Annotated in this window: 15 protein-coding genes; 9 read left to right on the plus strand and 6 right to left on the minus strand. The window is 41.4% G+C overall.

Features of this window, described 5'->3' with window-relative positions:
- Nucleotides 1-654 precede the first annotated feature (654 nt).
- The 4 genes from PIL01S_RS24750 (at nt 655) to PIL01S_RS24765 (ending at nt 4188) form a co-directional block, all read left to right on the plus strand.
- Entirely contained in the window at nt 655-909 is a 255-nt protein-coding gene (locus tag PIL01S_RS24750; protein WP_127540001.1) for a hypothetical protein, read from the plus strand.
- A gap of 411 nt (nt 910-1320) precedes the next feature.
- Nucleotides 1321-2592, plus strand: a complete 1272-nt coding sequence (locus PIL01S_RS24755) for a hypothetical protein (RefSeq protein ID WP_127540003.1) — start codon at nt 1321-1323, stop codon at nt 2590-2592.
- Nucleotides 2593-3090: 498 nt separating this feature from the next.
- Nucleotides 3091-3516 carry an SMI1/KNR4 family protein gene (locus PIL01S_RS24760; RefSeq protein ID WP_127540005.1) on the plus strand — a complete coding sequence of 142 codons (426 nt, stop codon included), beginning with the start codon at nt 3091-3093 and terminating at the stop codon, nt 3514-3516.
- A gap of 480 nt (nt 3517-3996) precedes the next feature.
- Nucleotides 3997-4188, plus strand: a complete 192-nt coding sequence (locus PIL01S_RS24765; protein ID WP_127540007.1) for a helix-turn-helix domain-containing protein — start codon at nt 3997-3999, stop codon at nt 4186-4188.
- Nucleotides 4189-4302: 114 nt separating this feature from the next.
- Here PIL01S_RS24765 and PIL01S_RS24770 read toward each other — a convergent pair whose 3' ends face one another.
- Nucleotides 4303-5565 (minus strand): MFS transporter, encoded by a 1263-nt coding sequence (locus tag PIL01S_RS24770; protein ID WP_127540009.1) that lies wholly within the window; start codon nt 5563-5565, stop codon nt 4303-4305.
- Nucleotides 5566-5609: 44 nt separating this feature from the next.
- Nucleotides 5610-6515, minus strand: a complete 906-nt coding sequence (locus PIL01S_RS24775) for an ArsR/SmtB family transcription factor (RefSeq protein ID WP_127540011.1) — start codon at nt 6513-6515, stop codon at nt 5610-5612.
- Nucleotides 6516-7657: 1142 nt separating this feature from the next.
- On the opposite strand from PIL01S_RS24775, the gene PIL01S_RS24780 reads away from it, so the two are divergent.
- Both PIL01S_RS24780 and PIL01S_RS24785 read left to right on the plus strand, forming a co-directional pair.
- The gene (locus PIL01S_RS24780) at nt 7658-9970 is read left to right on the plus strand and encodes an S-layer homology domain-containing protein (protein ID WP_164764341.1); all 2313 of its coding nucleotides are present in this window, start codon (nt 7658-7660) and stop codon (nt 9968-9970) included.
- Between the two features lie 707 nt (nt 9971-10677).
- A complete protein-coding gene (locus tag PIL01S_RS24785; protein ID WP_127540015.1) occupies nt 10678-11091 on the plus strand; it encodes a hypothetical protein in 414 nt (137 codons plus the stop codon).
- Nucleotides 11092-11395: 304 nt separating this feature from the next.
- Here PIL01S_RS24785 and PIL01S_RS24790 read toward each other — a convergent pair whose 3' ends face one another.
- Nucleotides 11396-12637: an MFS transporter gene (locus tag PIL01S_RS24790; RefSeq protein ID WP_127540017.1), complete on the minus strand. Its 1242-nt coding sequence runs from the start codon at nt 12635-12637 to the stop codon at nt 11396-11398.
- A gap of 135 nt (nt 12638-12772) precedes the next feature.
- Here PIL01S_RS24790 and PIL01S_RS24795 point away from each other — a divergent pair, with 135 nt between their 5' ends.
- From PIL01S_RS24795 to PIL01S_RS24805, 3 genes are all read left to right on the plus strand, one after another.
- Entirely contained in the window at nt 12773-13201 is a 429-nt protein-coding gene (locus PIL01S_RS24795; protein WP_127540020.1) for a MarR family winged helix-turn-helix transcriptional regulator, read from the plus strand.
- A 555-nt stretch (nt 13202-13756) separates the two neighbouring features.
- Nucleotides 13757-14182 carry a MarR family winged helix-turn-helix transcriptional regulator gene (locus PIL01S_RS24800; RefSeq protein WP_127540022.1) on the plus strand — a complete coding sequence of 142 codons (426 nt, stop codon included), beginning with the start codon at nt 13757-13759 and terminating at the stop codon, nt 14180-14182.
- Nucleotides 14183-14568: 386 nt separating this feature from the next.
- Complete coding sequence (locus PIL01S_RS24805; protein WP_127540034.1) at nt 14569-15900, plus strand: NtaA/DmoA family FMN-dependent monooxygenase; 1332 nt, start codon at nt 14569-14571, stop codon at nt 15898-15900.
- A 474-nt stretch (nt 15901-16374) separates the two neighbouring features.
- On the opposite strand, the gene PIL01S_RS24810 is transcribed toward PIL01S_RS24805, so the two are convergent.
- The 3 genes from PIL01S_RS24810 to PIL01S_RS24820 form a co-directional block, all read right to left on the minus strand.
- Nucleotides 16375-19041, minus strand: a complete 2667-nt coding sequence (locus tag PIL01S_RS24810) for a discoidin domain-containing protein (protein ID WP_127540036.1) — start codon at nt 19039-19041, stop codon at nt 16375-16377.
- A gap of 195 nt (nt 19042-19236) precedes the next feature.
- Entirely contained in the window at nt 19237-20886 is a 1650-nt protein-coding gene (locus PIL01S_RS24815) for an extracellular solute-binding protein (RefSeq protein ID WP_164764342.1), read from the minus strand.
- A gap of 23 nt (nt 20887-20909) precedes the next feature.
- Nucleotides 20910-23210 carry a helix-turn-helix domain-containing protein gene (locus tag PIL01S_RS24820; protein ID WP_246058552.1) on the minus strand — a complete coding sequence of 767 codons (2301 nt, stop codon included), beginning with the start codon at nt 23208-23210 and terminating at the stop codon, nt 20910-20912.
- Between the last annotated feature and the right edge of the window lie 216 nt (nt 23211-23426).

A 23426-nucleotide genomic window follows, 5' to 3' on the forward strand; every position in this document is an offset into this window, starting at 1 on the left:
TCCTTATTCTCCAATAGTACTAGTTGGACGACATAGTGGATAAAAGTTACGTTTATTAAATAGTTGTTATTTAGATTGATATGTACCCACCAAATTAAACTGAAAGGGGTGTATCTTAATCAAAAAGATTTGGCGAGATCATCCAAAATGGTTTTTAGTTATCTGGTTTTTGGTAATGGTTGCTCTTGTTATCAATCTCTTTAAAATGAATATGGGTGTTTCCATGCTTTCGATTTCAATTTTGAATATCGCCCAAGCGATACGGAGTTGGCGCAATGAGCGTCTCTTAGCAATAGCTTTCTTAATTTTGGCTGTTCTATGTATTTCACTATCAATCAATTTTTTCTTTTCTTAGTCAATCTTCATGGATCATCATCATTATTAACATGAAAAGTGTCCAAGTTGGAAGTATTTACTTCAGAGATAAAGAGCCTGTTCAACGGATTTAAGAAATGTTAAGCGGCGTTAGTGTAGTCTTAACACATCAAGCATGGAACCATTGCTGTAGACATTAATAAACATGTAGAGATTTCCAAACCAACCTAAAACGATTAACGAGGTTTGATACATAAGAGAAGCGGTAAGAATTGTTTACTTTATCTAATAATCCATGGCCAACTCTGATTAAAGAATTTAAGAATAAAGGTGAATGATGTGCAAAATGATTATGTTTGGGGAATTTTCGTTGTTGATGAAACAATTAAGTTCCCTAATTTCTTTCCAATAGGTATCTACACTACTCGTGATGTAGCTGTGAATGAAATCAATGCTTTACCCAAAGATCACAATTATCAGTTGCTTCGACTGCCACTAAATCATAACTTTGGATATATCCATGAAAAGAGCGGTACATTAGTTGGAATGGAAGCGATTTTTCATGAACATTTTCATTTTAAAGATGAAAGTTAATATGTATACACTGCATTCATTTTTTTGTTGTTATACGCATTTAAATAGGGCTGTTAATTGGATAAGGAGAGAGTGTAACTAGTGAAGATAGGTAATAAAGGATTAGCAATTGTAGCAGTTATTGCGTTTATTATATATTTTTCTTTAATGATTTTTAGAAGAACTCAGATAGGATGATAATATGCAGTCTGTAAAAAGAATATGGGGAACACTGAGATAAAATTCCTTCTACATTCCGAAGGATCTCTTCACAGTCGATAGAGAATCAGTAACCTGATTGGTTAACGTCCGCCGTTTTTCGCCACATGGCGATGGGGTTTTTCCCACTAATTCCCTTGCCTTCCTTCTCTCGGCGAAAATATAATAGGGGTAAATTGCAACACCATTACATATAAAAAGAGGGATATACGCATGGATTCAAAACGTTTCAAATTTATCATCGCCGCGCTAACGCTTCTACTTGTAACACAGGTGCTTGCTCCAGGTCGCTCGGCAGCAGCAGGTAAAGTCATCGAACAACTACCGGAGCCGGAATGGAGCTATACGCTACCAGACGGTTATACTTTTTGGAACACGCTCGATAGCTTGCAAAACAAGGAACGGATGTTTATTCAACTGAGCAAGAAAGTAAAGCTTTCGGCCTCCCAAACCAAATACAGCGATAAGGTTTACGCGTCCATCGATCGCAAAAATGGTTCTACGAGTTGGGTGTACGATTTCTCTGACATTGCCAACGACAAACCTTCTACCCCCTCAAAGTTTTATTCAGCTAGTAATGGATATAGCTATTTTTACAAAATGAAAGGCGCAATTGCCTATGATTTCTCCGTTGTCGATCCGAAGGGAAAATTAAAATGGACAAAATATATAACAGATTCGTACACGCCATTAGTGCTCGACAGCGGTAACATTGTCATTCGTTCCTACGTCCCCCACAAGCCGACTTCCATTACCTTTACCGAATACAACCAGGGCGGGAAACAGATACGAAAGCTAAACTTAACCAACAAATGGACTTCAGGGATATTAGAGGTACTTCCAAACGGCTATGTGACGCATGAATTGCCAGAGCAAGGCAGCATAAGTGTTTACCGGAGTCTGAGTGCGCTAAAAACACCGTTAGTCACCTATACAGTTCCCAAATCGATGAAAAATCCTTATTTCGAGGTGAAGTCATTCAAAGGTGGATCCTTTATTGTTTATTTGAGCAGTAAGAACAGTAAGCTGGTCATTGGCTACGATATGAAAGGCAAGAAGAAGTGGGTGCGTACTCTAAATGTGAATGATCAGATCGATATTACGGGCAACAACTATTTGGTTCGGAACGAAAACGTATATAGGCTATATAGCAAGGACAATCAGCTCCTCGGTAAGCAGCAGATTGGCGAGATTGGCGATAAGAATTGGATTTACCATATGACGCCTTCAGGCGAGATTACCGTAGAGAAGCAGTATCAGTGGCAGGAGCGTCCATCTATAATTGATGAGAACCTGTTTGAGGGAGATTGGGCTAGGGAAGATTTCTACGTGCTTGACCCGGGAAATTTGCAGATTAAGTACCATCTCTCAACGCTGTGGCTCGATCAAAAGGCCGGGCACATGTATATTTATGCCGGTAACGGTGAGCTTTATCTCACGAACGAGTTCTTCGATAACACCTTGACCAAATACATACTGAAATAGCTCAGAACGAGATAAATTCCATGAATCGTTCTTCCAAACATGCGTAATTCCTCCAGTACATCGCCAAGTGACGTATAGCACTGGCGAAGCCTTTGAATTATAAAATCAATGTAGATTCAGTTTGTTTTTTCATTCACTTTCAACTACCAACAATGAAGCCCGTACATAAGCAAAGCCGCTGCTCTCATTCGGAGTATGCGGCTTATTATGTATGAACAGAATGAATGAGCCAAAGGACATCTAGCAATTTTGTGGTAATACTAGATCGGCCTGATTGGGAAAGGCAGAGCTAGAGTGAATACTTCGTTTTTAAGATCGTATAAAGCTTATTTTGTAATCCCTCTCCAAGCTTTCTAATGGAATTAAGTTTATCGTAGAATAATAAGACTTAAGCATGAATCCCACACTTCTTTAAACAACGATAAGTTCTTGTATTTCTTTCCTCCATGAAAAGTGATTCGATTGTTTAATTTAAAATATAAATAGGGAGTAGATCATATGGTCGATAATAATACCTGGAGCACGGGGTATTCTCCTGTTGATATGCGTGTAGTAAAATTAGTAGAAAAAAAATGGGGTATACAGTTTCCTTCGAAGTACATTAATTTTATTCAAAAATATCACGGTGCAGAGCCTGTACAACGGACGTCGAGTGTCAATAGAAAGAAAGTTATGTTTTCTTCCTTCTTAACTTTCATCGCATTTGATGATTTTGATATATTGGATGTATATAATGAGCAAAAGAACCGTCTTCCTCTTAATCAGTTTCCTCTTGCCATAGATGAGGAGGGTAACCTGTTTTGCTTTAATTTCAGCAACTTGCCTCATCCTAGTATTATTTATGTAGAAACAATACGTTCTGCCGATCCTCAGGGTATTTATATCGCATCAGACTTTACAGAGTTCATCCAACAATTTAATTAGTTGATCTAACTTCGATGGCTAAGTCTATACTTGATTCCTGTGCTAAGTGAATACAGAAATCATTATAAATGGAGTAGATCAACGAAGCACTACCTTCACATTGAGTTACGTGATTTGCTGGACTCTAAAACTAGTGAGGATACGAGAGACCAAAAGATCGAATTGACTATGAAACTAGAGATGAACTCTCCCAATGCCAAAATGATCTGTATCTAGAGATACCTACACTGGTGACTTTCTTGCAGATAAATAAATCATTATAAAATAGAATGTATTAAAACCGAAATTCTCGGCTGCACATCCTATGCAGAAATTCGTTATGCCTAGTTACTTCAGGGCAAGGGGCTGACAGGAAGCCAACCCGGAATGGGAAACAATTCATACCAATTCATACCAATTCATACTAGATATAAATAGAACATTTTAAATGTTATAATGATTAAGTCTTATTCGAAAGGCGATACTGGGAGGGAAAACAAAGTGACTCACGTACCTGAAAAGTGGTCCAGCCTTGAAGAAATTGCCGAACATTTGGGCGTTAGCAAGGACAGCATCCGGAATTGGATTAAGAAAGACGCCATTCTCTACCGACGAATTGGTAAACAGTTCAAGTTCAAGGTTTCAGTAGTTGACGCTTGGGTAGACAGCGGCAAGAGTGCTGAGATTGAGTAAGCTGCCGACGAAAACAAGTCAAAGATTTAAAACCAAAAGATCCCTTCAATGAAGAGATCTTTTTTTGTTTAATCGATAACCAGAATACTGTCCTTATGATGCACTTCCCTTAGTTTATTTGATTATTAACCCTTTGTTATACGAATCAGGCTGCAACTTAGTGTGCAGATTAGATAAGTCTCCATCTAAATTCTTCAGGTTTGGGAGGAATGCTGCTGCTGCAGAACATAGAATTGGCAAAAGTCCTAATGCCAAGAATAGAAAAGGCAAACCATACACTTCTGCAATCGCTGCACCTGCAAAAGCACCGATAGGCTGTAAACCTCCACCAATGAGGAATCGGATGGAGTTGACTCTGCCTTGTATGGAGCTAGGCACAAGTGTACCGTGCAAGGACGAACTGAGAGAACCAAAGAAGGGTCCAGCTGCTCCAGCAGCACATAAGGCGAAAAGCGCAAAAGGGTAGCTCGGGAATAGTCCCAGTAAGGCATTAAACAGACCAGTAGCAGCCAGGCTGCACAACATGAAAGTTCGTCGTTTTTTTATCTCACCTATCCATGAAATAACTGCTAGTCCGGCCAGTGTGCCAAATGCAGAAGCCGTAGTCAGTGTACCCATTGCCGCTGCATCTCGATGTAATACCTCACGGACAAAAGGAATCATCATGGTCCAGATAGCGACCGAGGACATATTACTAATGGATACCATACCCATAATCAAAAGCATCGCTGGAAACTTCCGATAAAAAGAAAAACCCTGTCGAATATCTTTAATATAAACTTGGAGTGAGAAGGACTCTTCTGGTGATACAGGCTTCTGCATTGCTGGCAGATAGAGCAGTGTAATGATTGCCGCAGTGTAACACACGGCGTTGATTCCAAGCGTCGGTAACGCTCCAGTGGCAGAGGTCAGAGCCCCAGCTAAAGCTGGCCCTAAAAGCGCAGCAGCATTACGGCTGCCATCTATTACAGCAAATGCACGCATCAGTTTTTGTTCATTTGCTACCTCAGGTACAACAGCCATCGCGGTCGGCAAAAACAAAGCAGAACATGCACCGCTGAGTACTGCAGCTATAAATAGATGCCACAGTTGTAGCTGACCTGCGAGCCCCAGACTCAGTGGCAACAAGAGAGCAAGTAATCGCACAGCAGCAAGCATAGCCATAAACCGGCCCCGATGCAGCCGGTCAGATAGTGGGGAACCAAGCAACCTAAGACTAACTTCAGGAATGGTATAACACAGCGCCATCGCCCCCATGGCTAGCTTTGAAGCTGTTATTTCATAGACGAGCCATTCCATAGCTAGGAGGCCGAATACATCACCGAAAGAACTAAGGGAAACCGTAGCTAGTAAACCGTAATAACTTCGCTTAAACATGAGAGTTCCTCCGTATGTATGAGTTAAAGCGATACTTCTCTGTTTCAGTCTTCGATATACGTAGCAATCTCACCTGAAAGTTTATTCAGAGCCTCACGACGCAGGCTGTAAGAAGTACTTTTATGATCCACATGCACGATCACTAAACCAGCTGCCCGTAAGGCAATGAGGTGGTAATGTATCGTGCTTTTGGACAGGTTAACCTCACGGACAATCTCGGTAAAGGTTAATTGTCTATCTGCCAGCAAGCGAAGGATATAGAGCCTAGTTTCATCCGATAATGCTCTTGTTAGGCGCATCAAGCCATGCGCTGGGCGACCCGGTGCTGGCGGAAGAATGTCGCAAGAGTAGTGAGTAAAAATCACTTCGTCAAAAATGGCGGAGGTGACAAAGGGCCGAGCGTGATACTGAGGGATGAGTATCACTTTTTTAAGATGTGAATTGGGATATAAACGCATGCCCTCTGTAACCTGCTCATAGATCTCCTGGTTATTGGTTCCGTTTAAATGTGAGCGTCTGGTTTCCGCTTCCTGTGCAAGACCCTTTAATATTGATGGATCAATGTGCTGGAAGTACGCGGAATCCCATTCCCTCAGCGCTTCGGCTGTCCGATTGCGAAGCTCCGGAAGGTTAGGGGGTACAGATAACTTCAAACCTGCAGCAATATCATATAACTGGCCAGTGGACAGATCTTCAAGCCAATTAAAGAATCCGTCCACCGATCGCTCTCCCGGGCAAGTCCAGATATACGGAGCAAGGCTGAAACCGTCAGTAGCCTTCATGGTGTCACTCATCTGCAGAATCCTAGCCGGTGCAAAACGATCCTGCACTTCACGAACCCATAGCTTTCCAGCTTCTAGTGCGTTGTGATTTTGCTTATTCATAAAAGCCGTCAAGCTGCTCACACATTCATAGATTGGAGCAAAATCAACTTCTATGCTGTATTCCATAATAAATCAACTCCATTTTGTTCTATATTTATAGAACTTAATTTTGTTTTATTATATACGAACATTTTTGGCGTTACAACATAAATCTTCCACATGTATTACCGACCTACATGTTTATGAGAAAAATGTTCTCCTTCTAAGTATTAGATCTGGAAAGCCACACGTCCCATTTATTATTGTGGCTTTTGTTAGATCAATGAAAAAATATTCTAAAATATTTGAACCTCATTCAAAATTATAGATGAGAAGAGATCTGAGCTGAGTTTAACGGTAGATTATTCGGTAAAGTGAAACGTACAAGCGCTTATATGAGTTCAAAAGTTTTAACCCTATAATGGACAGATTCATGTGAGTTTTGCTTGAAAATCTAGAGATTACTTCAATTGCTAAAAAATCAGACATCGAATTGATAAATTAATACTTGAAAATGGTATCTATAATTTTCAGATATTGTATGCTATGATTCTTAGGAAAAAAGCACCAGTGTTTACGTTTGGATAGTAAACAATAAACATGTTTGTTAGTTCTTTGGTATTGCTTTTCCGTATAATAAGTAATATAAAAAGTGCGGCGTTGAACCAACTGCAAAAATAGAGGAGGTTAAAAATTTATTATAAAAACGAATTAGATTTTATGAAAAAACAACTAATGTATTAGAAAGTATTTTGGTCTCACTAGATGTAATTCAAAAGATTCTAAGTGCTTAATATACATACAATTTTGAGCGTGGAATGCTTGACCAAAGCAAGATTAAGAGGAAGGTAACATTTAATCACAACTGTTAGCAATAATCTATGATAAAGAGGTTTAATATTCGTCTACTGCTAAAAGTCGATAAACAGATTACGTGCATTTCATTAATATCATTTATAGAGTTAGCTGTAGCCTTGAAATTGAAAACACACATTAAGTATAGGAAATCAAACTCATTTTGTGGGGGAAATCGCTCTTCATTTTCTTTATGTTGTATTAGAAGTGTATGTCAGCGAATGGACAAACTTGGTAGTTGGATACCGAAATTTGAAAACTTATAGTTTGGAAGTAAATAATTAAATCTAATCATGAAACTTAGAAAGGTTGTATTAATAATGATCTATTTGTTTAGGAAACTAGTTAGCAAGACCTTAATGGGATTACTCTGCTTGGGAATTGCAAGTTTATTCCTTTTTTCTTCTAATCCTATATCTGCCACAGAAGGAACATATACTCGATTAACTGCAGGAACTCAAGAAATTACTATTGGACTCAATACCGAATATAGCACTTATCTTTCAGCACTCGGAGATTTTGGAGTCGACAAGTCAATTAATTCTCTTGCCAGTTGTACAATTGAAGACAGTAGTGTAGCTGTTGTAGTCAACGACTGCCAAGTTTATTCCGTTTCACTTGGAAGCACTTCACTACATATAGAATATCAAGGGCTGACTCTAAACATCCCAGTGACTGTCATAGAAAAGTATAGAATTATAACAGATACACCAAATGTAGAGCAGTCCAATCTAGATGTTTATGCAGGCTTAGATCTATCGAGTATCTCAAAACAAAGAGAAGAAGTGCTGAAGGAACTCAATCAATACCGTTCCTTTGCAAAGTTGCAGCCTCTTACTATCAATGAAAATCTGAATAAAGGTGCACAAGCTCATGCAAATTATCTAAAAGCAACAGGAACAACCGGCCATATTGAGAATCCGGCACATCCTTTGTTCTCAGGTACTTTTCCTTCTATGAGAGTACAGTCTTTTGGTTATCCCAACATCAATGTAAGTGAGGTAGTCAGTCCGATGAAATCTGATCCGATTGAATCTCTGAATAGTTTAATTGCAGCTCCGTTACACCGAATTATTTTACTAGGACCAGGATCTGACGAAACGGGTATAGGATTGAGCACAAATCATTTGGTTATTACACCAGGAACAAAGAGGACAGGTGAGAAACTAATCGATCGTAGTGTCGTTTTGTTTCCAGCTGAAGGTCAGCAAAATGTTCCTTTATCATGGGTAGCCATAGAATCCCCCAATCCTCTGGATTACTATCAAAAAGAAGGCGAGCAAGTTGGTTATCCAATTTCCATTAGTACGAGTTATTCAAATAAAATGAAATACAACTCAGCAACACTTACAGATTCCAAAGGTCAATCAGTTGACTTTTACCTTGTAGATAGTGAGCATGGTGGAGTAGAAGAGGCTATACTGCTTATTCCTAAGCAGCCAATGAAACCAAATGAAAAATATACTGTCCAGATTGATTTCGGCCAAACCAAGCAGTCTAGCGAAGTTTATGGTATACCTCCACACGAGGTCACTAAAACGTGGAGTTTTACTACTCGTAATGAAACAGCGCACAGCTTGACATTAAATAAATCGAACTTATCTCTTAATGAGGGTCAATCGATCAATCTACCTAAGGTCTTCTTAACAACAGAACAAGGAACTATTAGGGACGTAAGTTCAGAATCTCAATATAAGTCTGATTCAAGTCATGTTATCATTCAAAACGGTAATTTGGTAGGTGACTCTGCCGGAATTGCAAAAGTTGTAGTTAGTTATGAGGGTAAAATAGTAAGCTTCACCGTTGATGTATTACCAACAGTCAAAAATACATTTAGCGACATGACGTCACATTGGGCTAATGATGCTGTGAATTGGGGTAAAAAGCTGGAGATTATGGGAGGCTATGCAGACAATACCTTCAAGCCCAATAGGCTAGTTAGTGAAGAGGAATTTCTGAAGATGTTATTTAAGCTGTATGAGAAAGAAATTCCCATGGAAATTCGCAATCGAGCTATAACTAAAACAAAATGGTCCATAGGGTCATGGAGTGATCCATACTATAACTATGCTCTTTCATATAATCTTGATTTAGATAAAAGCGCATTAAAGAAAGCAGTTCGTCAAAAGCCATTAACAAGATATGAAGTTGCATCAATTATTGCAGGTCTGAATGGTAAGAATTATAGCAATGCTCAGGATGCCGTACGTTTTCTCTTGGATATGGGATACTCGACAGGGAAAACAGCTTCAACCATAAATGGGTATCAAGGTAATGACTCTTTGACTCGAGCGGAAGCAGTCCAGTTTCTTCGCAATTTGGTCCAAGAAGGTATGAATAGTATTCAAGGTAGACCAGAAAAAGTTAGCCCATTTATTAAGCAAGACCGTTTTATCAAAGCCAAATACAATGAAGATACAACACTTAACGTTAGCGGCAGATTTCAAGAATACGCTAATCAGACAACAAAAGTTACTATAAGTTCTCTCTTACCAAAACCAAGAATAATCCAAGAATATTTGGTGACGTTTGATCTTGAAGGTTACTTTACAATCCCAACTTCCAAGGTAATTAATCAAGATGGCTTACCAATTGATGAGTTAATTATTGATTTGCCGATTCGAGAGGATTTGAGCTACCAAACCAAAGTAAGCTATTTATCTGCATTTTATAATGTGTATCGATAGTTTTTTCAAAATCAATCTTTTAGTAGTACTAAATATATCTCTATATAAAAGTACCATGAGCGTCATTAGAGAATATGGTGCCCTTTTAGCATGAAACTGCTGCATGATATTTAAAGTGATGAGGTTGACTGAAATTACTAATTAAGGGAATAGCCTTACTTGCGTTTTAGATGCTTCTTTTTTGTATTAAAGCTGTTCGGTTGGGGATGGAAATTGTCTATCCCCTTTTTTTATTGGTTGTAAGAAGAACTATTTTATTTGTTTTTGGCCTTGTTCTAAGTTTTGTAGTTACGTTATGGCTTAATAAATGGACACAGAACTCTGGATTGAAATTATGGCCTTTCTTCATGGAATAGGTGTTTTAGGAGAGGAACATATACAGCGTGAAATGATTGAGAAGAAGTACCGCAGATTTACAGGGATTAAACATTTGAACTGTCACAGTTTCGGCATACCTTTGGCCAACAAGAACAAAATTCCAAGTGGAATTGATTAAAGACATGGTGCCAATGTCGATTAGAATATTAGCTTTGATCAAAAAAAGTTATAAAAGTACCTAACAAAAAATTATATTTTTAGCAAACATGGGGATGCTACAAGTGCATAAAAACATCTGAGAGGAGCCCTACGGTGGAGACAACTATTCTTATTTTTTGTTTACAGAAAGCTGCTGAATATATGCAGAGTGGGCAATCCCAAAAGCGGAAATGATAGTACAAATTGCTCAAGATAGCGTTCCAATAGGAGTACATCCGTATTACAAAACTCCATTTGCTCTTGATGATTATTATGCATATGAGAAAGAATGTCCCATTGATAAAACTAAAGCGTGTTATCGTTTTCAATTTGAGTTTTACGATACATGGGCAAGTGGAATGTCTCTAGAAAGAAGAGGAGATCCGTATTATCACATTTCAAAATATTGGAATGGGACGGTTTTATCTCCAAGTTCTGATATAAAAGAACCGGAATTCAAGAAGGCACGAATGGATGCGATTCAGAATGCAGCAAAAAAAAGAGAGGATTATTTACAACCTAGAATAAAAAAAGCAACAGAAATAAGGGATTCAATAATAAATATATGCAGCTTATGGAAAGATGGAGTTGCACCAACCACATAATCGTTATAGAGAATTTATGAAACGTTTTTTTGTGTTTAACCTAATCGTTTTTGGCTGGAAGAAAACTACAATGGCTCTCTTACTTCCATTCTGTAATTCTGGCAAGCGTGAAATCCTGCGAATAAGCGAGCATATGTGAGAAAAATGAATCGTACCGAGGGAGTTAAACAACACGACAGGAGCCGGCGTATTACGTTGGGTTGCTTTTTTTTTGAACTAAAAGCCAGTTAGAGGAACTGGCTACGAAATAATAAATGGAAAATGGCCGCCCCTTATCGGAACGGCCAAGAAGCTTATAATTGCTTTAGGCATGTGCTGAATTGGTTTTGTCGACGTGCCGGATATGTTTGTGATTGAACAAAACGATTAGCACGGACAAAAGGACGAAAGCCGAGCCGACAAAAAACGGAACATGTGAATTGAAATGCTCGCCGAGTTTGCTCGCCATGTACGGTGAGATCGCTGCACCAATGAACCGTAGGAAGCTATACGCGGCCGATGCCGTCGACCGTTCGACGGGCGCTGAATCCATCACAGCTGCAGTAATAAGCGTATTGCTGTTCCCTAGGATGGCACCTGCGAAAATAACCGCCGCTATGACGACCCATTGTACGGATGTGAAGATGCCCATAATTGCAAGGTCGAGTGCGAAGAAGACAAGCATAGCGCTCATCGCCTTCAGTGTGCCAAAACGTATCTGAAGTTTCGGCGCCATAAAGATTGATGTTAAACCCAGCAGCACGCCCCACCCGAGGAAGACAAAACCCATTCCTTGCGGTTTGAGCCCCATGACGAAAGGCGCGTACGCCATGATTGTGAAGAAGCCGATATTGTAGAGCGCAGCGACAATGCCGAGAGTGAGCAAGGAGCGGTGCTTCATCGCGCGGAACGGTGCTAGAATCGACGTCGGCTTTGCTGAAACGACGCTTTTCCTTGATGCAGGCATGGTCAATAACAAAATGACGCACGCAACCACCATCATTATCGAAACCCCGAAGAACGGCCACCGCCAGGACACAGACCCTAGAGTACCACCGAGCAACGGGCCAACGGACATGCCTATGCCTGCCGCGGCTTCGTACAGAATGATTGCCTTTGCAGTCCCTCTGCTTGACAGAGAGACGAGCGCCGTCAGCGCCGTGGCGACAAATAGGGCGTTGCCTAGCCCCCAGCCAGCGCGAAGCCCGACAAGCGTCCAGATGTTGTCCGCAAAGCCGCCGAGCACGGACATGGCAGCAATGATGCAGACGCCTGTTAGTAGTGTGCGTTTGATGCCGAGCCGGGTAGACACTACGGCAGTTATGAGCATGGCAATCGCCATGATGGCGTTGTAGCTTGTGAACAACAAGCTCACTTCACTTGGCGATGCGTGTAGTTTCACGGAAAGTTCACGTAGGATCGGATTGACAAGCCCCATGCCCATAAAAGCGGCAATGCTGGCGAAGAAGACAGCCCATACAGCGGCTGGCTGGCGTAGCGCTCCTCCCTTAGACCTCTCCATTTCGGATGCTAAATTCACCGTAACCGAATCTGAATTTGACGACATACTGTTTCTCCCCTTGAAATATAGTTGGTTGTACCATACAATTACAATTAGTAATATAATTCATTTCCGCGTGATCTGTCAATCGACGTATAGTATAGTATAAGGAAATGATAAAATTGGGCGAGGTGAACCTTCGTGAACGACGATACATTGTTCGATATTGAAAAAGAAATGGCCGTGCTTGTCCGGTACCTGACGTTCGTAACGAACAAACGGATAGGCAATCTGGATCGATCTGCTTATCTGCTGCTACAGCAACTTTCCAACCAGGGCCCGGCAGGGGTCAAGACCATTAGTGCTGTACTGTTACTTGACGTCTCGACGGTCAGTCGACAAGCTGCGGCTCTAGAGCAGAAAGGCTACGTCGAGAAAGTGCCCGACGAGCATGATGGGAGGGCTTATTTTTATCGGATTACGAAAACGGGCTCCCGGGAGCTAGACCTTTACAAGCAGATCACGATAGAACGTGTAGCTAATCTGCTGCAAGAGTGGTCTGCTGAAGAACGTCGGCAGTTTGGTGAACTGCTCAAAAAATTCAATCAGTCGATCAAGAACCGGGACTAAACCGACGATCCAAAACTATCTTGTTGAACCCCCATGAAAATTAAATTAGCTCAAAACCAGTAAAAGAGCATGAAAAAGAAGACCCAGAAAAACACTTTTAAAAAAGGCTGAGCCTCTGATTGATCATATGAAGTTGGTAGTAGGTGACTCTCTTCTAAAAACAAAAGTAAGGCTGCAACCAGTCAAAATGGATTACTCTCCCATAAGTGCTACCCGTATTGAGTGCGACATTCTGTGATGCACCGTGATGGTTGGAGTCAAACTAACGGTTTGGCTCTAATGGCACGATAGTTCCAGGAGCAATTTGTCACTACGGCAACTGCTCCATTTTTTATTAAGCTAAAGGGCAGGATAACGTGGGTGGTGAAAAAGAAGGGGGAACGTTGTAGCCATGTGAATATCTGCCTACGATGCAACAGATAATTATAATATCACGATGATGGCATCAGATCCCTTGTTGAATTAAGGTAATTGCCCCCTGTTGACACAAAGATATCACCGTGATATATTTAGCGGGCTAACTATTGCTGGTTGACTGGCTGAGGAGATGTATTAATGACAGATACAGTGGACTGTGATATTCGTCAGTCGTTAGATAGAGTTTCTTCCCAAATGCGTCGAGATTATAGCGAATCATTGAGGGAACTTAACCTTTATGTAGGTCAAGATAATTTGCTTTCTCGTTTGTGGTTAGGCGATGGGGTAACACAAATGCAACTCTGTGAACATTTAAAATGCGAACCACCTACGGTAACTAATATGGTTAAATCATTGGAGCAAAACGGATTTATTTATCGTAAACGTGATGAACATGATGCAAGGGTTATGCGGATTTTTCTAACAGACAAAGGCAGAGAATTAGAGAAACCGGTTGAATCCAAATGGAGAGAGCAGCAAGAAAAATTACTCCATTCAATTTTACCGGAAGAACGCTTAATCTTAAGGGAACTTATGAAGCGAATGGAGAGGAACTTGTTTTAAGTTTTCTCCATGTTGATATTTAGCATGCTAAATAAATTATAACCTTCTTTAGCAAGGAACTCCTCTCTTGAAGCGGGGAACCTTGGTAACCACCGAAAAATAAGTTAGCAGGCTAAGTATTATTTTCGTTTTGATCGATCTACTGAAATTCATTAAATTAGTCAATGCTATGTTTAAAGCTGTCTCGTTAAACATGCCAAAATCTAGATTATCAGCTAGGCGTTGACCCACGTATTTTAAATGAATCAGATCAGATTAAATGATTAGGAAATATAAGATTAAAGATTGTAGATATTTATAGAACGTTTGACTCGTTATTGTCTATTTATTTTTGAGTCATGTTAGCAAGTAGATACCATATGAAAATAAATTAGGGGGATTTATTTATGTCTGAAAAAAAACAAATGTTGCTTGGTTTAGGATTTACAGGGGCATACGGTGCAAATGCTAAAGCTTGGAAAAGTGAGGGTGTCAATGTGACTACTTATCCAGATATTAATGCAGATATTCGCTATGCTCAACTTGCTGAAAAAGGTAAATTTCAATTTATATTTGTAGGTGATTTCCCTGGAGCAATACCCGATGATAACAGGGAGGTGCCATCGATGACGCTTGAACCTATCATTACTGCCACTGCAATATTACAACAAACAAAACACATTGGTGTGGCGTCAACTGTACATACTCAGTGGAATAATCCTTTTACTTTAGCACGTCAATTTAAAGGGATAGATTTAATGAGTGGTGGACGTATTGCTTGGAATGCTGTTACGGGATCAAGTCCAAAGGTAGCAGAAAACTTTGGTGTAAAACTAATGGATAGTAGATCACGTTATGAAAGTCATTATGAGTTCGTAGAAACTGTACAGCACTTATGGGCAACATGGGGAAAAGATGCTCTAAAAGCTGATAAAGAAACCGGTGTATTTGCGGATTATAGCGAAGTAAAACCTGTTCATATATCTGGTAAACATATACAGGCAAATGGAGCCTTGCCAATTCCACCTTCACCACAAGGACAACCGGTCATCTTTCACTCTGGTGGATCTCCAAATAGTATTGCGTTTGCAGGACGCTATGCGAGTGCAATGATTGGTGAAGTGTGGACGATAGAACAAGGTATTGCTACAAGAAATGCACTACGCCAGGTTGCGATAGACGCGGGTCGAAATCCAGATGAGATTAAATTTATCGCAGGACTCATGCCTGTTATTGCAAATTCTAAACGTGAAGCAATAGATCGTCACGCAAGTTTTATGGATGAAAATATAGTACAACAACGTGCATTTCATATCGGAATGATATTAGGAATCAGCTTCACTCCTGAAGATTTAGAACGCCCGATCGCACCAGAACTTTTAGACAAGGTAAAAATCGAACGTTACTCTGATCCTCGTGCTGAGAATGTTTTAAAGGTGGCGCGTGAAGGTTGGACATTACGCGATATCATTTATCATTCTGTGATTGATTACCATCCTGCAACATTAGGTGATGCAAAAGAAACTGCGGATCACCTAACTGAATGGTTTGAAAGTGGCGCAGCAGATGGCTTTTGGATACTACCAGATGCTTATGAAACCGACTTAAAACGTTTTGTAGAAGAAGTGGTCCCTATCTTACAGGAACGTGGTGTATTCCATGAAGATTATGATGGAGAGACATTAAGAGAAAATCTTGGTGTGCCCTATCAATATGGTGTAGATAAACGATTATCTTAATAGCAATAATATAGAGCACAGGCTGATAATGGCCTGTGCTTCTTTATGAGCGTAAAAAACCAGGTCTTAAGAAAGCACGTAAATCAAATATTTTCGGGCATTCATTAGATTTAACGTAAAGGACAGGAGAGGGGAACAGATAGTAGGAACAATGTTTTCAACAAACATCATCACATCAATCGGAATGATATTAGGAATCAGCATAAAAGTGGTTACTTATACATATGTACAAAATACGAGTTTTGTGAAACAGTATCATAGTTTTAGTTTTACCACATGGATCAATGTGGCTTTTTTGATTTATAACCCCCGAGATCTTTTCAATTTCATATGGATAAATATGTGATCTGACTTCTTCACAATTCAGCTATCCAATCTATCCAAATATAATATGCACCCATTTTAGTTTTAAAATAAGCACATATTATATTCGAAATCTGAATCGAATTCTATTAATCTGATCCTACATCATTTTTAATTCTCGTGTACCCAAAATTCAATAATGCTGTTCCAGGTATTGGATTCATTTCCTTGCCCAACATATCGAATAAATTTGGTCTGAACCGGTTCAAATTCAAATGTTTCATAAGCCGCCTGTTTTTGACTGGCCACATTACTCAATACTTTTTGGTAATTAACCCCATCAGTTGATATCTCCAAATCGAAATAATTGGATCGCGTATGCCCATTATAGAATTGAATGCTTACCTGCCCTACTTGAGTCTGTTGCTCAAGCTCCAACTGCAGGTATTGTCCCTTTCCATCTGCAGACCATCTGGAGTCTGGATCACGATCGATCGTATGGATCGGCAGATTGCCATCATCTGCACTTGCCATAACCTTAGTTACGACAGCGAATTGTCCTTCCGGTTCAGACATAGGCTCTTTGACTTCAAATTTCTCCTGTGCCTCGACCGTTACGCCATTAAAGACGCAGCTCACGATGATGTGGACCTTTCCCGCTTTTACCGCATGGAATGTAGTTCCTTCCATATATCCGATCGTATCATCAGTTGATGTGTACGTCGCAGGAACATTCAATTCTGCAATGTTTACGATCTCACCATTATCTAATGTTAGAAACGAGGATAACTCTCCGCTTCCGCCTGCGCTGATCGCATTCCCTGTGACTCTCCAGCCGGGTACTGCTTTATTAGGGCTGATGGAGATATTCTCTGGAAGTACGGGTGTATCAGCTACCTTAAACTTCACTCGCACTTTCTGAGTGCGACCCCGATAAGATACAGTAATCTCTCCAGTTCCATTAGTTCCTTGCGGTTGCTTAATTTTAACCTTTGCATCCTTGGCATAAGCTTTTGCAGAGATGATCGGCGTTTCGGTTGTGCCATAAGGCAAAGTATGAACGTAATCCGTTCTTAAGAACTGCATACCCCCTATAGCTTCGCCATTCACCAACAGGGATTGAAGCCCCAGATGAATATCTTTGATTCGCTTCTTGCTCTGATCCTGATATAAACTTTGCGGGGACAAACGATCGCCCTCACCAATGCCTTCTGCCATATCAAATGGCTGCGTATTCGCATCCGGAATGGAACCGACAATGTTGACGTTCACGCCGGTGTCCTTTCCTTTGGTTCCAATGACATATCCATTCCCGAATTGTTCTGATTCTACAATAACGCCGGATTTACTAGGGTGTGCCGCCTGACCGGTCGTATTCCAGAACACACTTTCAGTGGTTACCACCCCATGACGATTCGTTTCGGATGATCCATAATCCCGTGTAATGGCAGAGATCCCGTCCCCGTTAACGACCAGGTTATCGATCAGGTTCGCCATGCTTAAATACATATGAAAATCAGTCAATAATGAAGGCTTCTCAGAATACGAACTTTGCAGGACATTCCCGTTCGCAGAGAAGTTGGCATATGTGAAGCTATGTCTAGCTCCTATTGCCTTACTATTCTTAATGAGATTATCATTGCCAATAAATTGATATAAATAACCGTTTCCATTCGCCCCACGATACTGCGGGTACTGCATAGTTACATGATCCACAGTTACATTCTTCGTACGATCCAGAATAATCCCTTTGGACAACAGGTGATAATCTGCATTGCCAGCTGGTTTATAGGTGTTAATATTTCGAATCCAGCTGTTCGCCACTGCAATCACATTAACCGCTTTGGCATTATCGGCTTCATACCCAGCAGTCCCAACGACTTTGAAGTCATCTTCACCAAGCCCCGATTTCGCATTTTGAATATTTGCAATCGAGAAATCTTCCAAACCTACCTCAACAATCGGATCTGCGGTCTGACTAATCGTAATATCATCGCGCAGCTTCATTGGATAACGCGTCGGGATGTCTAGTGTGATCGTTTTGTTCTCCGGATCTACGCCTACAATTTGGCGAAAGAATAACGGTTCTACTTTACCAAGACGTGACGACCACTTGTTTTGCATGCCAAGTTCACGTAAGAAACCTGGCGTCGTTTCGAATGAAATGACCACGTAATCATTCACCGCAAATCCACTTGTGTCCTCAACGGGTAGCAGGACGGTTGGATCAGTAACGGATTTTCGAAGTTTCGTAGAAATTCCGGTTTTCTTCCAATCTCCGTTACCGATCCGGATAATATCCTTGTTTTTCATATTTTGCTGTGCATTATAGATATGAGTCTTGTTCATCCCGTCACCTTTCAGGACCACACGACTTGCAGGAATGTTTAGTGAATAATCCTTGCCATCCTGAGGGTTAACCTGATATGTACCCTTGGGAAGATACACGACACCCCCACCTAACGCAACAGCGGCATCAATTGCCTTTTGAATAGCCTGTGTTGCATCTCGATTCCCTGAAGGATCGGCAAAATACGGTGATTTGGTAACGTCAATACGTTTGTTTTTAGGCGTTTTAGGTAGTTCTGTTTCCCCGCGCTGATAACCGGCATACGAAAAGTCATGCAGAAACCTTCCCTGTTCATCTTTATATCCTGGATACCAATCGTTTGGATAGAGTCTGCTTCTGCCATCCGTACCCAGAGACAGATTCTCACTAATACGATCAATAGATGGCTGTGAGTCACCCTCTGACGCTCGAACCTTCTGGGTTCCAGGTACAGACAATCCAACAGTCAACGTAAATGCCAACAATAAAAAAGGCCACTTTCTACGCATACTTTCGTTCTCCTCCTTTTAGATTTCAGAGTATGTTAGCGGTTTCAAGAAACCCTACAGTCACCTCCGATCCTGCTCAAACAAGAATCATGTGCATGCTAACTCAGCATGTCATAACCGATTGTAGAGCACGAGGGAACGAAATTACATGAACAAAAACGACACTTCAATACCCATTTTATACAATATAAGGTTTTATTTGAAGGATACAGCGCGATTATATCGCTCTAACGCCTGCTGCTGAATCTCAATCGCACGATCAATCTGTAATGACTTAATTTGCTCAACATACGTATCAAAAGCATCCACCGGCTCAATACCAAAAATGATTTTAAGCGACATCTCATCGACCACTTTGTTCACTTCTTGCATGATGACCGACATCTCCGTGCTTTCTTTCTCGGTTTTGGGCAGAGTTGGTACCTGATGGAGAACAGCATCCGTACTGGACCATAACTGCACCGCCTCTTTCTGTTCCGGTAAAATATAATATTGTTCCATATATCGCGTATCCTGCACAAATGGACCAAAGTAACTCGCTCTGGTGTACATCGCAAGCGCTTGCGCCGGGGACCACTTATCAGGGTTTTTCAAAATAGTTTCCGTATACGTCGGGTACCCGTCTTTCATCTTAAAACTAACACCTTCAATACCAAAGTTGAACAGCAAATGTCCCTCAGGCCCATACCCGTAGTCCAACATCCGTGCTGCTTCTTCTACATGATGACTGTTGCTGGATATGGCGACTCCACTGGAACCGATCGCGGGAGCAAGTTGACCAAATTTCGGGCGATCTCCTTTGTTCATGACAGGATATGGCGCTGGCACAAGCTTTGCATGGGGATCCGTCTCTTGCAAGATGGGTAGCCATGTACCAATCCCCGCCCCTGCATTCCAGATACTCGCGCCGCTGCGTCCTGTGGTCATGTTTGTATCCTGAGTCTCCGAATCGACGGCAGCTAGATTCTTGTCAATGAGTCCCTCCGCATACCATTCGCGAAATAAGGATAGAAAGGCCTTATATTCAGGTTCTTGTGCCCCAAACTTAATTTGGCCATCTTCCACGTAGAACCCCTTTTTAATGCCAAAAGCACCAATAAAACCGCCGCCTTCGATACCAAACAACGGATTCGGAACACCAAGGAAAGTAAGCGGGGCGTCAGCTCCCTTTTTGTCCTTAAATGCCTGAAGCATCGTATGCCATTCGTCAATCGTGGTTGGCACATCAAGTCCAAGTTCATCCAGCCAGTCCTTCCGGATAATCGGGCCTTGATAGGTTCGCAGCTTATCATCTCCTTGAATAAAAGGAAACGCGTAATAACTTCCGTTCGCTGTGCGAATCTGCATATCAATGTCTGGATGCTCGGTCAGGTACTGTTTCAGATGAGGTGCGTATTGATCAATAACATCGTTTAATCGCAGAATATATCCATCTTTGATCGCTTTCTCCGGCCCACCGGGATAATTGCTCCACTCGTATTCAATCATATCCGGCAGTTCTCCGGACGTAAGCAGCACATTAATCGCTTCTTTGGCCTGATTGGCGGGAGGCCGGATGAATTGAAGGTTGACTCCGGTTCTCCGCTGCCACTCCTGAAAAAAAGGAACTTCATTGAAGCTGGACTTAATGCTCGCTGCATTGCCATTCAATTCTGCCCAGTAGGTTAATTTCCCATCGTCATTGGGTGAAGCAATTGAGACGGTCTGGTAATCTGATGAGCCGGAACGTTCATCCAGCTTGGCATCCGAATCTGTCCCGTTCTGATCGCAAGCAGTCAGTACGCCAAGCAATAGGATGAATCCTGTCAACTTTGCTATGAATGCCAACTTCCTTTTTACGTTCATGTTCCGGTCTCCTTTCAAATCAATCAATTGATTTCTTTATATTTACCGGGGGTAATGCCTTCATATTTCTTGAATACCCGGATGAAAGTTGCTGCATCGTTATACCCGACCAATCGGGATATTTCGGTAATGGATTCCTGTTTATGCTCCATCATTTCTTTAGCCTGTCGGATACGACACTTATGAATACAGTCCAGCAGACCCTCACCAGTCTGATTCTTGAAGAGTTTGGACAAGTAACTGCCCTTAAGCTCAAAATGCTCACCAATCGCGTTGACGTTCAAATTCACGTCTGTATAGTTACTCTCAATATACTGTGTGACTTGGGTACTGAGATGACGCAGGGAATCCTCACGTTCTTGTGATACATTCGTTGCGCGCTTGTCAGCGGCATAGGAACATACCTCCTCAAGCAAATTCTGCAAAGCCTCCTGCATCTCCTGGATAGTATCCCCGGCAATAATGTCCTCAATCCGATGCGGGTATTGAGTTAGCGTATGATTATCCCTATCCCCCAGATCATTGATGGCCTTGATCATTGTACCTACCAGGTTAAAAATCAGGCAACGTGCAAGTGTGAGCGACATAATCGGTTTATCAAAATTTCGCTCTGTAATCTCGTTCATATAAGCGCTGGCTTGGTCGGTATCTCCCGCTTTGATGAAATTAAGAAGCTGCTGTTCCACCTGAAGCGGATAGTAGTAGCCAAATGGGTCATCTGCCATTGCATCACTGCGGACATCACCATAGGTAATGATGCCTTTCTTGCCAAGCACCATTTTGTATTCCATCGCGTCTACTGCTTCCTGGTATGCTTCGGCGATGCCAATCCACGACGTATGGCGTCCACTGATGGAGATCGTCAATTCCATATCATAACGTTCCAGGAATCGCTGCGCATCTGCCGCAATGTGATGAAGATCCTGGTTCCAATCCGAAGAATCCGCTTTCATATTTACAAGGCAGACCATCATATCATCGACTTCTGCCACATATCCGACGTGCTGACACTCTGAAGCCAGTTCTTCAACCACATTGGAAATAATGAGATGGATTAACTTGTTTCGTTCATTGATATCAATACCTGGCAGCTTTCCATAGAGATTCTCTTCATTCTCGATAACAAATAGGATAACAGCAAATTCACTTGAATACAGCGGCATATGGAATGAACGGAATGCATCTTCATAAGGCACAAGCGTATCCTGTTTGCCTTTGAGAAGCCGATTAATCATATTGGAGCGCAGCACCTGCTGATGTTTCTGCAACTGCTGGGCAATCTCATTCTTTTCTGAACGTGTGTTCATGATGACCTTCTGAATAAACCGAAGTTCGTTCCGATCAGCAGGTTCGTTCTGACTATTTTTGTCTTTTAGTGATTCCACGAGCTGTTGGATTGGGGAGTAATTCCGGCGCATGAAGAACCAGGTCAGTACACCCGCGCTAATGAGACTCACTACGATGCTGATATACGTAAAATTGCGGACATACACTGCCTTTTCCCAATATAGGCTGCTGGGTATAATCAATGCGTACTTGAGATCGGATACCGCAGAGTCCATGTAGAACATCTCCGACTTGCCTACCTTGGCGTTATCCAATTGAACCTGATTACCATTCATGAATGGCTTCAATTCCTCTGACCCCGGATGATTGCTCATCAGAATCTCGTTATACTGATTCAGAATCAACAGCGTGGCATCACTAAAACCTGAAATGCTCTCAATTGCTTCCTGGAATCTTCGCGTATCCGCCATGACGACAACCGTACCGGTCTCCTGACCATTCAAATCATCAGGCAGACGTGTAATGTACGCAATGGAAGACTCCGCCGGAGCTGCATTCTGATGTGGCAGTATGACGAATTGATTCGTCTCTGTACCCAGAATCTGATCCCGCCACGCTTCGAAAGACATTGCACCTGTGTTATGTATGGTATGAAATGCCGTTCGCATATCCCGAATATTACCTGAACGGAGAATGGATTGATCTTTTTTCCACACGACGTAGAATTCATCGATGGATGCGTAGGATGTTTTATAGAGACGGAGTTCCTTTACCAGTTGGTATGCCGTATACGGCGCCTCTTTGGCCGGCTGATTGGAATACATCAACGTTTGCAGATTTGGGCTCCACGTCATCTCCATGTTTAACCGCTTCATCAGATCAACTTGTGTATCGATCGTATATCGCATCTGCTTCAATAAAGAATCGTTGGCCCGATGTATTTCACTCTTCAATGTCTCATTTGCCTGCATGTAAATAACCAAACTGATCAGAATCGGCACAATCAAAACAGCACTGTAAGAGACAAGCCAGGTCACAATTATGCTTTCTCGTTTTTGCCACAAATATCGAATGTTTAGCAACAACTCATCACCCAACTCTTCGTAGATTATCGATGTTTGGATCAGGAATTTATTATAACGGTCAGAGCGCGATTGGGATATAGATAAAAAGTTCAATTCGATTGACAAAAAGGATAGCAACCATCGATTTCCCCCGTCAAATCAAGCACAAATAGCCCGAATAGACTACTT

It is taken from the genome of Paenibacillus illinoisensis NBRC 15959 (assembly GCF_004000925.1).
Taxonomy (GTDB): Bacteria; Bacillota; Bacilli; order Paenibacillales; family Paenibacillaceae; genus Paenibacillus; species Paenibacillus illinoisensis.